We start from the raw sequence: 13012 nt of genomic DNA, 5'->3' as shown, positions 1-13012 counted from the left end.
CGCGTCATGCGCACTCCGGTCGGGTCAGAGGTACATGCCCCCGGAGTCGCCCGGCGCGTGCGGCGCCTCGGCGCCGGGCTGCGGGGCCGCCCCGCCCGGACCGACCGGCAGCCCGCGGCGCATCTGCTCGAACTGCGCCCGCGCCGCCATCTGCTGGGCGTAGATCGCGGTCTGCAGGCCGTGGAAGAGCCCCTCGAGCCAGCCGACCAGCTGGGCCTGGGCGATGCGGAGCTCCCCCTCGGACGGGGTGACGTCCTCGGTGAAGGGCAGCGAGAGCCGGTGCAGCTCCTCGACCAGCTCGGGGGCCAGCCCGGCCTCGAGCTCGGTGATGGACGCGGCGTGGATGTCGCGGAGGCGGTTGCGGCTGGCCTCGTCGAGCGGGGCCGCCTTCACCTCCTCGAGCAGCTGGCGGATCATCCCGCCGATCCGCATGACCTTGGCCGGCTGCTCGACCAGCTCGGTGATGTGCCGCTCGTCCTCGTCGTCGTCGTCCCCGGACTGCCCCGCGGCCGCAGCGGCCAGTGCCTGGGCCTGTGCGGCGGGGATGGTGCCGAGGGGCTGGCCGTCGGGACCGACGACGACCACGACCTGCTCGCCGTCGGCGTCGGGACCGCTGTGCTGGTCGGCCGGGGCCTGCTGCTGCTCGCTCATGCCGCCCACCGTAGTCACGCCCCGGTGGTGAGCAGGATCTTGCCCGTGTGGGCGCCGGACTCCATCAGCTCGTGGGCCGCGACCGCCTGGTCCAGCGGCAGCGTCGTGTGCACGATCGGCCGCACGCTACCGTCGGCGACCAGCGGCCAGACGTGCTCCACGACGCCGGCGCAGATCGCGGACTTGCCCTCGACCGGGCGCGAGCGCAGCGAGGTCGCGATGACGGCACCGCGCTTGCGCAGCAGCGCGTTGATGTCGAGCTCGGCCTTGGAGCCGCCCTGCATGCCGATCACGACCAGCCGGCCCTCGAGCGCCAGGACGTCGACGTTGCGGGCGAGGTACTTCGCGCCCATGTTGTCCAGCACCACGTCGGCGCCGTGGCCGCCGGTGGCCTCGCGCACGACCTCCACGAAGTCCTGCTCGCGGTAGTCGATCGTGATGTCGGCGCCCAGCGAGCGGCAGAACGCGAGCTTCTCCGCCGTCCCGCCGGTCGTGGCCACCCGCGCCCCCAGGGCGTGGGCGAGCTGGATCGCGAATGTCCCGATGCCGCCGGCACCGCCGTGCACGAGCAGCGTCTCGTCCGGGCGCAGGCCGGCCACCATGAACACGTTGGACCACACGGTCGCCGCGACCTCCGGCAGCGCGGCGGCCGTCACCAGGTCGACCCCGGCGGGCACCGGCATGACCTGCCCCGCGGGCACGGCCACCTTCTCGGCGTACCCGCCTCCCGCGAGCAGCGCGCACACCTCCTGGCCCGTCGCGAGCCCGGTCACGCCCTCGCCGAGCGCGAGCACCCGGCCCGAGCACTCCATGCCGATGATCTCGGAGGCGCCCGGGGGCGGGGGGTAGAAGCCGCGGCGCTGCAGCAGGTCGGCCCGGTTGAGCCCCGCGGCGACCACCTCGAGCAGGACCTCGCCGGGCCCGGCGACGGGATCGGGTACGTCGGTGACGGACAGGACCTCGGGACCACCGGTCCCCTGGGCGACGACGGCACGCATGGCCGCGACGCTACCGAGCCGTCCGGGGGCCGGCCTCGCCCGCCCGGGGTGCCTCGCCCGCCCGGGGTGCTGGGCCCGCGTGCGTCACCGGTGACCGCCGGGGTGCCGACAGCCGGTCCGACCGTGCCCGCCGCGCCCGCCGGGGTCGAGGTGCGGGTCGAGGTGCGGGGACGCGCAGGAGCGCGTCCTCAGGCCTCGACCCAGGCCTCGACGCAGGCCTCGACCCGAGAGGGGCTGTCCCGCTGGTGGAGCAGCGCCGCGCTGTCCCGGTGGTCGAGGTGCGAGCGGAGCGAGCCACGAGACCCGTCCCCGCCGTACGACATGGGCTCAGGCGTGGGCTCAGGCGTCCTCGAGGTCCCGGACGTCCGCGGTGTGGTCCACGGCGCTGTCGTCGGGGACCTCGACGTCGACCTTCGGCTCGTCGGCTCCCCGGGGCCGGTCCCACGACTCCGCGAGCACGCGGGCGCGAGCGGCCAGCTCCTCGACCTTCTCGGGGTCGGCGCCCTGGCGCCCGGCGGCCAGGCCGAGCAGGAACGTCGAGATCGGCGCCGCGGGGCGCGTGACGTTGTGCGCGGCGACCCGCGCCAGGTCCAGCACGAGGCCCTCGTCGACCTCGGCGTCGAGGTCCAGCGCGTCGCAGAGCTCGTCGATCCAGTCGTGCAGGTTCACCCGGCCCACTATCCGCGGGGCCACCACGGGCGACAAGCCCCGACAGGGTCCGGGCGCGTCGCGGGCCCGACCCCTGGGCTTGCCGTCTGGTCGCACGGGCTCGGCAGACGACGTACCGAAGTGCCTCTCGCCGGCCACGCCCCGGGGGACGGACCCGCCGCAGCTGACTTCGGTACGTCATGTGACGAGCGGGCCCCGGTCGCCGCCGCGGACTCAGTCCTCGGCGAGGTCCCGCAGGTCGGCCCAGGTGTCGACGTCGCGGTGCTCCTCGCCGACGGTCGGCAGCTCGGCCAGCCGCAGCGGGGCGAGCAGGGTCCGCAGCGCCATGCCGTGCTGCCCCTCCCGATCGGGCCGTACGCCGTCGAGCCGGTCGGTCCGCAGCACCAGTGCCAGGGGGTGCCGGCCTCCGGGGTCGAGCAGGCGGGCACCGTCGGCGTCGCCGACCCCGGCCCGCAGCCGGTCGAAGGTCGCGGGCGTGACCCGGGGCATGTCGACGGCCAGCACCGCCAGGAGCGGCGGCGGCCGCAGCAGCGCGTCGCGACCGGTGAGCAGCCCGGCGACCGGACCGCCGTGCCGCGGGTCCTCCCGGACGAAGGTCACGGGGCGGTCGGTCGGCACCTCGTCGCCGACGACGACCACCTCGCGGGCGTCCAGCACCGCCTCGAGCGCGTGCGCCAGCAGCGTGCGGCCGCCGAGCTCGACCGAGGCCTTGTCGATCCCGCCCATCCGCGCAGCGGTGCCACCCGCGAGGACGACCGCGGAGAAGGCCCCCAGCGCGGAGGGCGACGACGGGACGGGCGGCGGTGAGGACGGGCTCGGGCTCACGGGCAGCACTCTCACAGACCCCGGGGCCGGGGTGGGAGGGTGGAGACATGACTCACCCCGTGCTCCGGGTCGCGCTGGTCCAGGTCGCCTCCGACCGCGACCCGGTCCGCAACCGCGAGCGCCTGGCCGAGCTGGTCCCCGAGGGCGCGGACCTGGTGGTGCTGCCGGAGGCGTTCGCCCGCGACTTCGGCCCGGTCGACGACGACCTCGCCCCGGCGGGGGAGCAGCAGGGCGGGCCCTTCGACACCGAGCTCTCCCGGGTCGCGGCCGCCCGCGGCACGACCGTCGTCGCGGGTGCCTTCGAGCGCAGCGACGACCCGACCCGCCCGTTCAACACCCTGCTCGTGCGGGGTGGCGCGGTGGCGGCGTACCGCAAGATCCACCTCTACGACTCCTTCGGCTACCGCGAGTCCGACCGGCTCACGGCCGGTCCCACCACCCCGGTCACCGTCGAGGTCGGTGGACTCGTCGTCGGCCTGATGACCTGCTACGACCTGCGGTTCCCCGAGCACGCCCGCGCCCTGGTCGACGCGGGCGCCCAGCTGCTCGTGGTGCCGGCGGCGTGGGTCGCCGGGGAGCGCAAGGTCGACCACTGGCGCACCCTCGTGCGGGCGCGCGCCATCGAGAACACCGTCTTCGTCGCGGCCTGCGCCCAGCCCGCGCCGCGCTACAGCGGGCACTCGATGGTCGTCGACCCGCTCGGCGACGTGCTCGCGGAGGCTGGTCCCGGCGGCGCCGACGAGGTCGAGGTCGTGCGGGCCGAGGTGGGCCTCACACGCCTGCTCGAGGCCCGTCGGACCAACCCCTCCCTGGCCAACCGACGGCTGTAAGGTCCTTCGGCGTGTCCCGAGCCGCCCCCCGACGTCGCGCCGAGAAGCCGCGCCGCGTCCGCCGGGGTCGCGACCGGGCACCCGTGGCGCCCGCCTCGCCGGCCGTCGGCCCCGTCGTACGTCGGGTGTCCGACGAGCCCGCCCCGGCCCCCGCCGCCGACATCCCCGCCGCCGACCCAGATAGCCCCGACAGCCCCGACCCCGGCAGCAGCCCCGGCAGCCCCGACAGCGCCGACCGGCCCTCCCCCCGCGCCACCGCCTGGCGCGAGCGCCTGACCCGGCTCCGCCGCTCCCGCGTCCCGCAGGTCGCCTGGTGGCTGACCGTCCTGACCGGCACCGCGCTGCTCGTGTGCGGGGTCGTGCCGGTCGGGCCGTCGTGGCTGGGCGGAGCCGGCTCGGTGGCCGTCGTGACGGCGTACACCTGGGCGCTCGCGGCCCGCACCGGCGGCCGGCCCGTGGTGTTCGGCGGGCTGGCCCTGGCGGTGGGTGTCCTCGTGCTGCTCCTCGACGACGACCGCGCGCGCACCGGGGCGGCGGTGATGACCTGCGCCGTCTCCGCGGTGCTGGCGGTCATGACCACGGTCCCCGCGAAGCGGTTCCGTGAAGCCGCCCGCGAGTGCACGATCGCGGTGGCCGTCGCCTCGGTCGGCGCGCTGGCGACGGTCGGCTTCGCCCCGGCACTGACGGTGGTGCGCTTCCAGTACGTCACCCTCGGCCTGGCCCTCGTCGGCGCGTTCCTGCTCGTGCACCGCCTCGGCGCCGGCTTCCACGGCCTCGGGCGCCGCGGCCTGCTCGCCACCGTCGGGGGCGGCGCGGTGCTGCTCGCCTTCGTCGGGTACGCCGAGCTGCTGCGCACCTACGGCCCCGGCGACCTGGTCGCCACCCTGCTCGACGGCGTGCGCTGGTGCCGGGAGAACCTCGGCGCCTTCCCGCGGCCCCTCGAGACCGTCCTCGGCGTGCCGGCCCTCGCGTGGGGCTGCCACATGCGCGCCCGTCGCCGCCAGGGCTGGTGGGTCTGCGCGTTCGGCGCCGCCGGCACCGCCTCGGTCGCCAACGCGCTCACCGACCCCTCGGTCGCGCTGCTCGAGAGCGGCCTCTCCGTGCTCTACGGGCTCGTCCTCGGCCTGGTCCTGGGGTACGCCGTCATCCGGGTCGACCTGCGCCTCACCGGCTCCCGCGGCCGCCGTGCCCGCCGCGACGAGCAGGACTCCGCCGAGCGCCCCGAGCCCGCCCGCAGCCGCGCCCTGCTCTGAGGGCGGGGCCGCTCACTCGGCACGTATTCGAGCGTGACTCGGCACGCATCCGAGTGCGACTCGGCGCGGGTTCGAGCGCCACTCCCCGGCGCCGGGCCGAGCGAATCGGGGTACGCACCGGTAACCCTTAGGTTCGACCCGTGCCCCGCGAACAGCTGATCGACATCGTGGCCGAGATGGTCGCCAACGTGCTCGAGGTGACGGTGGCCCCGGGTGCGGAGGTCGCCGCCGGGCAGACCGTGGCGCTGCTGGAGTCGATGAAGATGGAGATCCCGGTGATCTCCGAGCACGCCGGCACCGTGACCGCGGTGACGGTCACGCCGGGCGACGTCGTCCAGGAGGGCGACGTGCTCCTCACGCTCCGCGCCTGAGCGCCCCGGAACTCCCCCGGGACGCTCCCGGCCAGCCGGCAGAGAGGGCGGGATTCGAACCCGCGGTAGCTCTCGCTACGACCGCTTTCAAGGCGGTTCCGATCGGCCACTCCGGCACCTCTCCTCGGCCCGCCGCCGCAGCACCGGGCCACCGCCAGCCTAGGAGACGCCTCCCGGCCCACCGCCGTCCGCCCCTCCACGGCACGGTGGTGCGCCGCACACGCGGCGGCCACCCCCCACCCCGGCCGGCGCCCGCGTTGCACCCCGCTTGAGAGGATGGGGGCATGTCGACGCTGCCCACGCCGTACACCTACCGCCTGGCGCCCACCCTCGCCGCCCGGCTGGTCGGCCCGGCGCTGGTGCTGCTGGCGGTCCTCGTCCTGGGCCTCACGGCCCTCGTCGCCGCCGCCGACCTCTCCCCGGACCTCCTCGTCCTCGGTGCGGCCCTCGGCCTGCTGGCCGTCCTGGGCCTCGGCTGGTGGCTGCGCACGCGGGCGTGGGTGCTGCGCGTCGACGAGGACGGGTACGCCGTCGGGCTGGTGCGCGGCGCCGGCACCCGGCGCGCGCGCTGGACCGACGTGGCGCAGGCGGCGACCGCGAGCCCGCGCGGCATCCCGTGCTTCGTGCTGCACCTCAAGGACGGCACCGCCACCACGATCCCGGTGCAGGCCTTGGCGGTGGACCGCGAGGACTTCGTGCGGGAGATGCAGCGCCGGCTCGCCGCCGGCCAGAAGCTCCGCCCGCTCTCCTGACGGCTCGCGCAGGAGCGCCCGGTCGCTGACGGCAGGTCGCCGGCAGTCCCCGGCGGTGGGGCGGGCGATTCGCCGACCGACTCACCGGGCGATTCGGCGGGCGCGCCGCGCTGCTAGTAGCCTGTCGGCGCTGTCGCGAGGAGGCGTCGCCTAGTCAGGTCTATGGCGCCCGCCTGCTAAGCGGGTTTGGGGCTACAACCCCATCGAGGGTTCAAATCCCTCCGCCTCCGCCAGCCTCGGCCCCCGTCCGCCAGGTCGGGGGCCGAGCCGTCTGCCCCGGGGCTCGCCCTCGGGTGTCGCCTCAGTTGCAGGTTTCTGCATTGCACAGAGGTGAGCCGACGCAGCCGTGGGTATCCACGCAGACCCGACGCATGATGGGTGCCGAGGGCCGTTCCGTGGGCCCGCAGCCACGAGGGAGACACACCGCATGACCATCCTCCGCAAGGCCGGCGTCGTCCTGGCCACCTCGATCATGTCCCTGGGCGTCCTCGGCGCCGTCTCGCCCGCCGAGGCCAAGGACACCAGCTGGGGCTGCGGCGGTTTCTGCCGCACCGCTCCCTGACCCTCCGCTCCACCCGCAGACCCGGCCGACCACCCTCTCGGCCGAGGTGGCCACCCACCCCCCCTGGGCCACCGACACCTGACCCGGCGCCCGGACGTCCCCCGGCGCCGGGTCAGTCTTCTGTGCTGGGGCTGCCAGCGCCGCCGGCGCCGCCGGGTACGCCGTCGGGCGACGGCTCCTCGCCGGGTCGCTCGCTCCCGGTGATGCCGAGCCGACCCATCGCGTAGCCGATCTGGAAGCGGGTCTGCACCCCGAACTCGGCCTTGAGGTCGGCCACGTAGCCGGCGTACGTGCGCGGGCTGACGCCCAGCCGCTTGGCCGAGACCGGGTCGGCGTGGCCCTCGATGAGCATCCGGATCGTCATGGCGCGCTGCTCGGCGGCGATGTCCTTGAGCATCGAGGTCTCGCGGTCGCCGAACGGCCGCCCGCGCTCCCAGGCCCGCTCGAAGACGTCGACGAGGTAGGCGATGATCGACGGCTCGCGCACGGCGACGGCGACCCGCAGGTCCTCCGCGCCGGGGATGAGCGCGACCCGGCGGTCGACGATGATCATCCGGTTGAAGAACTCGTCCAGCGTGCGCACCTCCGCGCCGCGGGCGGTCACGTCCGCGACGTACTTGTGGGTGACCGAGGACCGGCGCGCGGAGTGCTGGTAGAGCGTGCGGATCTTGACCCCGCGCTCGAGGGCGGCGACGTCGCGCAGAGCGGCGGCGGCCAGGGTCTGGGCGTCGCGGCCGGCCTGCGGCTGCGCGGTGAGGATCTCGGTCTCGACCTCGGCGACGAGTCCGGCGAGGAAGGTGCCGATGGCCTCGTCGCGCAGGTAGGTGAAGGGGCCACGTGCATCGGAGCGGGGGGCGCGGCGCCAGGCGGTCGTGACGCCGGTGAACGCCTCGGCCCAGTCGCCGGACTCCTGCAGCAGCCGGGCGCTCTCGCTGGCGAGCGGCGAGACCACGCGCGACTGGGCTCGGGCCGGGTCCTCGGGCAGCCAGCGGTCCGCGTCGGGGTCGAGCAGCAGCAGCCCGAGCCTGCTGAGCAGCTCCAGTGCCGCGCGGTCGGGGCCGCCCTCGGCGATCCGCTCGTCGTCGACGGCGATGCCGTCCTCCTCCAGGACCCGCTCGAAGAACGCCAGGCCCTCGGACTCCAGCAGGGCCCGCTGCTCCGGCCCGTACGTCGACACCGGGCGCTCCCTTCGTCGATCCGTCCCGAGGTGGCCAAGCGTTGCACATTCCTGCAACTGGCAGGTCCTGCCCCTCAAGACCGCCCCACCGCCGTCGGCGGTTGAGGAGGTTGCGCAGCAACCGTCTCGAAACCCCGACCCCCACGGCGGGTCGAGCTGCGAGCGCAGCGCGCCCCCAGACCCCGTACGACGCCGCGAGCCCGCCCCAGCGCACCGGGACGGGCTCGCAGAGGCCCACGGGGGGCGGTGGCTCACATGCCCAGGCGCGCCTTGAGGCCGTCGAGCTCGGACCACAGGACGGTCGGGAGGTCGTCGCCGAACTTCTCGAACCACTCCTGGATCTGCGGGACCTCGGCCTTCCACTCCTCCACGTCCACGTGCAGGGCGGCGGCCAGCGCCTCGTCGGTCATGTCGAGACCCTCGGTGTCGAGCGAGCCCGGCGCCGGCACGTGGCCGATGGCGGTCTCGACCGCGGCGGCCTGACCGTCGAGGCGCTCCACGACCCACTTCAGCACGCGGGAGTTCTCGCCGAAGCCCGGCCACAGGAAGCCGCCCTCACTGCCGTCATCGTTCTGGGCGCGGCGGAACCAGTTGACGTAGAAGATCTTCGGCAGCTTGGACTCGTCGTTGTCCTTGCCGACGTTGATCCAGTGGCTGAAGTAGTCACCGGCGTTGTAGCCGATGAAGGGCAGCATCGCCATCGGGTCGCGGCGCACGACACCGGTCGCACCGATCGCGGCGGCAGTGGTCTCCGAGGAGAGGGTCGCGCCGAGGAAGGTGCCGTGGGTCCAGTCGCGGGCCTCGAAGAGCAGCGGGATAGTGGTCTTGCGACGACCGCCGAAGAGGATCGCGTCGATCGGGACGCCGCGCGGGTCGTCGAACTCCGGGGCGAGGATGTCGCACTGCTTGATCGGGGTGCAGTAGCGGCTGTTGGGGTGGCTGGACAGCTCCTCGGAATCCGGGGTCCAGGGCTCGCCCTTCCACGAGGTGGCCTTGGCCGGCGGGTTCTCCAGACCCTCCCACCACACGTCGCCGTCCTCGGTCAGGGCGACATTGGTGAAGACCGAGTTGCCCTTGTTGATGGTGGCCATCGCGTGCGGGTTGGTGTGCTCGTTGGTGCCGGGGGCGACACCGAAGAAGCCGTACTCCGGGTTGACCGCCCAGAGGCGGCCGTCCTCGCCGATCCGCATCCAGGCGATGTCGTCGCCGATGGACTCGACCTTCCAGCCCGGGATCGTCGGCTTGAGCATGGCCAGGTTGGTCTTGCCGCACGCGGAGGGGAACGCCGCGGCGACGTACTTCACGACGCCCTGCGGGCTGGTGAGCTTGAGGATCAGCATGTGCTCGGCGAGCCAGCCCTCGTCGCGGGCCATGACCGAGGCGATGCGCAGCGCGTAGCACTTCTTGCCGAGCAGCGCGTTGCCGCCGTACCCGGAGCCGAAGGACCAGATCGCGCGCTCCTCCGGGAACTGCACGATGTACTTGGTGTCGTTGCAGGGCCACGCGACGTCGGCCTGGCCCTCGGCCAGCGGCATGCCCACGGAGTGGATCGCCTGCACGTAGTCGGCGTTGGTCTCGGTCATCTTGTCCAGCACCTGCGACCCCATGCGCGCCATGACCCGCATGGAGGCGGTGACGTACGCCGAGTCGGTCAGCTCGATGCCGAACATCGGGCGCTCGGCCTCGAGGTGGCCCATGACGAAGGGGATGACGTACATCGTGCGACCACGCATGCAGCCCTCGTAGAGGCCGCGCATGATCCCCTTCATCTGCTCGGGGTCCATCCAGTTGTTGGTGGGCCCGCAGTCCTTCTCGTCGACCGAGCAGATGTAGGTGCGGTCCTCCACGCGCGCGACGTCGATCGGGTCGCTGGCGGCGTAGAAGGAGTTCGGCTTGATCTGCGGGTTGAGCCGGGTGAACGTGCCGGTGGCCTCGAGGGCCTCGGTCAGCACGACCCACTCCTCGTCGGAGCCGGTGCACCAGTGGATGGCGTCGGGCTGAGTCAGCGCGGCCACCTCGCGGACGAAGGACAGGATGCCTTCGTGCGTCGTGGGGGCGTCGCTGAGGTCGAGGGAGTCCTGCGTGACGGTCATCTGGCCTCTTCGGGTCTCGCCTGGATGGGGTTCGAGGTGGACCTGTGGCGCCGTTGCCGGCCACGCTCGTGAGCGCCGGGCCACCGCTCGAGACGAGGGCTCCGCCCGGCTGGCGTGACCCTAACTTCGGACGTTCGCGTCCGCATATTGGATCGAGCCAAGACTCGTGGGCCAGGTCACAGGCTGGATCGCCGCCTGTGGGGCACGCGGCCGGTCAGCACCTCGTGAGAGGTCAGCGCGTCGTCAAACAGCAGACCGAAGGTGCCTTCGAAGGCGCGGCGGCCCCGACCCCAGGCGGGGAACCGAGAGCGGCTCGTCACATCGGTCTGCCTTTTGACGAGAGCAGCCCCCGACGGTCTGTCCCGACGAGCTGCTCGACCCGTCGATTCGGCACCAGCGGGCGGGTTCGCTAGTATCAACCAGTCCTCGCGGCAGCCCCGTGCAGGATGGGCGCCTGTAGCTCAACGGATAGAGCATCTGACTACGGATCAGAAGGTTTGGGGTTCGAATCCCTACAGGCGCGCAAGACACGAACCGCAGGTGAGCCCGCTGACCTGCGGTTTTGTCTTTCCCGCGACTAGTTGGCCGGGTCGGTGAACCGGCAGGCACACTGCTCGAAACCGCCTCCGGGCACTGCGCGGGCACAATGCGGGCACAGTTGCCTCGCCGGAGCCGCCCCCAGAGCCACTGGTCGGAGGCCGGAAATGCCCCTGTCAGCGCCGTGACGAGGCGGCTTCGGGTGACCTTTCGACCTCGTTGTCGGAGGCCTCCGACATCCTGCAAGGCTGCCCAGAGGGACTGGGCCGCAGGAGGTCCGCCATGTCCACGCCCATCTGTCCGACGGTCACTAAGGTAAATCCGTGATCACGGGTGAGCTCAAGAGCAAGATCGACCGCGTCTGGGACTCCTTCTGGTCCGGCGGCATCAGCAACCCGCTCGAGGTCATCGAGCAGATCACGTACTTGCTCTTCATCCGCCGCCTCGACGACATCCAGACGTTGGCCGAGAAGAAGGCCCGGGTCACCGGAGGCGCCGTGGAAAACCCGGTGTTCCTGCCCGGTCAGGCGCACCTGCGGTGGAGCCAGTTCAAGAACACCTCGCCCGAGGTCATGCACCAGACGATCGCCGACGAGGTCTTCCCGTTCTTGCGCGGCCTTGGCGATGGCAGCACTTACAGCGAGCACATGAAGGACGCGCGGTTCACGATCCCGACTCCGGCGCTGTTGTCCAAGGTCGTCGACATGCTCGACGACATCCCGATGGCAGATCGCGACACCAACGGTGACCTCTACGAGTACCTGCTTTCCAAGATCGCCTCAGCCGGCGTCAACGGCCAGTTCCGCACCCCTCGCCACATCATCGACCTGATGGTGCAGATGACCGCACCCCAGCCCGGCGACGAAATCTGCGACCCCGCCTGCGGCACCGGCGGCTTTCTCGTCGCCGCCAGCGAGTATGTCCGCGAGACCCACGCCGACGCGCTACTCGACCAGGCGCAGCGGAAGCACTTCCACTCCTCGATGTTCCACGGCTACGACTTCGACTCCACCATGCTCCGCATCGGCAGCATGAACATGCTGCTTCACGGCATCGAGTCCCCTGACATCCGCTACCGCGACTCCCTCTCCGAGGGGGCAGCCGGGGATGCGGAGAAGTACACACTGATCCTGGCCAACCCGCCCTTCGCCGGGTCCCTCGACTACGAGTCGACGGCGAAGGACCTCCAACGGATCGTCAAGACGAAGAAGACCGAGCTTCTCTTCCTCGCTCTGTTCCTCAAGCTGCTCAAGCCAGGCGGCCGCGCAGCAGTGATCGTCCCCGATGGCGTGCTCTTTGGCTCGAGTACTGCGCACAAGGCGCTACGCAAGATGCTGGTAGAAGAACAGAAGCTCGACGCCGTCGTGAAGCTCCCGTCCGGAGTCTTCAAGCCGTACGCCGGCGTCTCGACGGCGATCCTGTTCTTCACTAAGACCAACTCCGGCGGCACCGACGATGTCTGGTTCTACGACGTCCGCGCCGATGGGTTCTCACTCGACGACAAGCGCAACCCGGTGGGGGCGAACGACCTCCCAGATCTGCTCACTCGCTGGCAGCACCGCGACGGTGAGCGGCAGCGCGCGCGCACCGAGCAATCGTTTCTCGTACCGAAGGGCGACATCGTCGCCCAGGGCTACGACCTCTCCCTAAGTCGCTACAAGGAGATCGTCCTCGACGAGATCGAGCATCGTGCGCCGCTGGAGATCATCGCCGATATCGAGACCATCGAAGAAGAGCTTGCCAAAGGTCTCGCCGAGCTGAAGGCGATGCTCTCGTGATGACTGTGCCCCTTGGGGCTATCGCCAAGATCGTGTCCGGCGCGACGCCCAAGACCGGTGTTGCGGAGTACTGGGACGGCGACATCGAGTGGGCAACGCCCGCTGACCTAGGCAAACTCGACGGCGCGTATATCTCGGCGACTCCGCGGAAACTTACCGACGCGGGCGTCAAGAGTTGCGCGGCCACAGTCCTACCCGCAGGGTCAGTGCTCCTGAGTTCACGCGCACCGATTGGGCACGTCGCCATCAATACGGTCCCGATGGCGACCAATCAAGGGTTCAAGAGCCTGGTGCTTGGCCCACAGGTCCACGCCAAGTTCCTCTATCACTGGCTAAAGGCCAAGACCGGATACCTGCAGTCGCTCGGCAACGGCGCCGGTCAAGTCCGCTGGGGTGGTGTACGAGGTTGATCCCTCGGTTGGGGGTGTCAGTCAGGCTGTGAGGGCCTGGAGGTCGGGTTCGGTGGTCACCTCCTCGACGATGGTGTCGACGGCTTGGGCGCGGGCCAGCACGTCG

Annotated in this window: 13 protein-coding genes and 3 tRNA genes; 9 read left to right on the top strand and 7 right to left on the bottom strand. The window is 72.1% G+C overall.

Going from position 1 to position 13012, the window contains the following annotated elements; genetic code table 11:
• Nucleotides 1-24: 24 nt before the first annotated feature.
• From Q1V71_RS01685 to Q1V71_RS01670, 4 genes are all read right to left on the bottom strand, one after another.
• The gene (locus Q1V71_RS01685; protein ID WP_300639855.1) at nt 25-651 is read right to left on the bottom strand and encodes a bacterial proteasome activator family protein; all 627 of its coding nucleotides are present in this window, start codon (nt 649-651) and stop codon (nt 25-27) included.
• A gap of 14 nt (nt 652-665) precedes the next feature.
• Nucleotides 666-1649, bottom strand: coding sequence for an NAD(P)H-quinone oxidoreductase (locus tag Q1V71_RS01680; protein WP_300639852.1), 984 nt, complete (start codon nt 1647-1649; stop codon nt 666-668).
• A 339-nt stretch (nt 1650-1988) separates the two neighbouring features.
• Nucleotides 1989-2318 carry a DUF6457 domain-containing protein gene (locus Q1V71_RS01675; RefSeq protein WP_300639849.1) on the bottom strand — a complete coding sequence of 110 codons (330 nt, stop codon included), beginning with the start codon at nt 2316-2318 and terminating at the stop codon, nt 1989-1991.
• Nucleotides 2319-2531: 213 nt separating this feature from the next.
• Nucleotides 2532-3143 carry an NTP transferase domain-containing protein gene (locus Q1V71_RS01670; RefSeq protein ID WP_300639847.1) on the bottom strand — a complete coding sequence of 204 codons (612 nt, stop codon included), beginning with the start codon at nt 3141-3143 and terminating at the stop codon, nt 2532-2534.
• A 47-nt stretch (nt 3144-3190) separates the two neighbouring features.
• Between Q1V71_RS01670 and Q1V71_RS01665 the strand changes: the two genes are divergently transcribed.
• From Q1V71_RS01665 to Q1V71_RS01655, 3 genes are all read left to right on the top strand, one after another.
• Nucleotides 3191-3973, top strand: a complete 783-nt coding sequence (locus Q1V71_RS01665; RefSeq protein WP_300639844.1) for a carbon-nitrogen hydrolase family protein — start codon at nt 3191-3193, stop codon at nt 3971-3973.
• Nucleotides 3974-3984: 11 nt separating this feature from the next.
• On the top strand, nt 3985-5226 hold the full coding sequence (locus Q1V71_RS01660) for a hypothetical protein (RefSeq protein WP_300639841.1): 1242 nt from the start codon (nt 3985-3987) through the stop codon (nt 5224-5226).
• A 140-nt stretch (nt 5227-5366) separates the two neighbouring features.
• The gene (locus tag Q1V71_RS01655; RefSeq protein ID WP_300639838.1) at nt 5367-5597 is read left to right on the top strand and encodes a biotin/lipoyl-binding carrier protein; all 231 of its coding nucleotides are present in this window, start codon (nt 5367-5369) and stop codon (nt 5595-5597) included.
• Nucleotides 5598-5636: 39 nt separating this feature from the next.
• Here the strand turns inward: Q1V71_RS01655 and Q1V71_RS01650 are convergent.
• Nucleotides 5637-5721, bottom strand: a tRNA-Ser gene (locus tag Q1V71_RS01650).
• A gap of 160 nt (nt 5722-5881) precedes the next feature.
• Here Q1V71_RS01650 and Q1V71_RS01645 point away from each other — a divergent pair.
• The 3 genes from Q1V71_RS01645 (at nt 5882) to Q1V71_RS01635 (ending at nt 6911) form a co-directional block, all read left to right on the top strand.
• Nucleotides 5882-6349, top strand: coding sequence for a hypothetical protein (locus Q1V71_RS01645; protein ID WP_300639836.1), 468 nt, complete (start codon nt 5882-5884; stop codon nt 6347-6349).
• A gap of 139 nt (nt 6350-6488) precedes the next feature.
• Nucleotides 6489-6582, top strand: a tRNA-Ser gene (locus Q1V71_RS01640).
• Nucleotides 6583-6776: 194 nt separating this feature from the next.
• Nucleotides 6777-6911 (top strand): hypothetical protein, encoded by a 135-nt coding sequence (locus Q1V71_RS01635; protein WP_300639833.1) that lies wholly within the window; start codon nt 6777-6779, stop codon nt 6909-6911.
• Nucleotides 6912-7023: 112 nt separating this feature from the next.
• Here the strand turns inward: Q1V71_RS01635 and Q1V71_RS01630 are convergent, their stop codons facing one another.
• A complete protein-coding gene (locus Q1V71_RS01630; protein ID WP_300639830.1) occupies nt 7024-8088 on the bottom strand; it encodes a LuxR family transcriptional regulator in 1065 nt (354 codons plus the stop codon).
• Between the two features lie 251 nt (nt 8089-8339).
• Nucleotides 8340-10181 (bottom strand): phosphoenolpyruvate carboxykinase (GTP), encoded by a 1842-nt coding sequence (locus Q1V71_RS01625; RefSeq protein WP_300639827.1) that lies wholly within the window; start codon nt 10179-10181, stop codon nt 8340-8342.
• 450 nt (nt 10182-10631) lie between these two features.
• Here Q1V71_RS01625 and Q1V71_RS01620 point away from each other — a divergent pair.
• The 3 genes from Q1V71_RS01620 to Q1V71_RS01610 all read left to right on the top strand — a co-directional run bounded on the left by Q1V71_RS01620 (nt 10632) and on the right by Q1V71_RS01610 (nt 12906).
• Nucleotides 10632-10704 (top strand) — tRNA-Arg (locus Q1V71_RS01620).
• Nucleotides 10705-11041: 337 nt separating this feature from the next.
• The gene (locus Q1V71_RS01615) at nt 11042-12496 is read left to right on the top strand and encodes a class I SAM-dependent DNA methyltransferase (protein ID WP_300639824.1); all 1455 of its coding nucleotides are present in this window, start codon (nt 11042-11044) and stop codon (nt 12494-12496) included.
• Nucleotides 12496-12906 (top strand): restriction endonuclease subunit S, encoded by a 411-nt coding sequence (locus Q1V71_RS01610; RefSeq protein WP_300639821.1) that lies wholly within the window; start codon nt 12496-12498, stop codon nt 12904-12906. Before Q1V71_RS01615 ends, Q1V71_RS01610 begins: the two co-directional genes overlap by 1 nt.
• The last annotated feature ends 106 nt before the right edge of the window (nt 12907-13012 follow it).

The sequence above is a fragment of the Nocardioides sp. genome (genome assembly GCF_030149505.1).
In the GTDB taxonomy this organism is placed as follows: Bacteria; Actinomycetota; Actinomycetes; order Propionibacteriales; family Nocardioidaceae; genus Nocardioides.
This window is presented reverse-complemented; position numbering and strand designations above follow the sequence as displayed.

What these genes read in the sequence shown, in the direction of transcription:
- Q1V71_RS01610 (WP_300639821.1), top strand. Translation starts at nt 12,496, where the DNA reads ATGACTGTGCCCCTTGGGGCTATCGCCAAGATCGTGTCCGGCGCGACG.
- Q1V71_RS01685 (WP_300639855.1), bottom strand. Translation starts at nt 651, where the DNA reads ATGAGCGAGCAGCAGCAGGCCCCGGCCGACCAGCACAGCGGTCCCGAC.
- Q1V71_RS01635 (WP_300639833.1), top strand. Translation starts at nt 6,777, where the DNA reads ATGACCATCCTCCGCAAGGCCGGCGTCGTCCTGGCCACCTCGATCATG.
- Q1V71_RS01645 (WP_300639836.1), top strand. Translation starts at nt 5,882, where the DNA reads ATGTCGACGCTGCCCACGCCGTACACCTACCGCCTGGCGCCCACCCTC.
- Q1V71_RS01680 (WP_300639852.1), bottom strand. Translation starts at nt 1,649, where the DNA reads ATGCGTGCCGTCGTCGCCCAGGGGACCGGTGGTCCCGAGGTCCTGTCC.
- Q1V71_RS01665 (WP_300639844.1), top strand. Translation starts at nt 3,191, where the DNA reads ATGACTCACCCCGTGCTCCGGGTCGCGCTGGTCCAGGTCGCCTCCGAC.
- Q1V71_RS01625 (WP_300639827.1), bottom strand. Translation starts at nt 10,181, where the DNA reads ATGACCGTCACGCAGGACTCCCTCGACCTCAGCGACGCCCCCACGACG.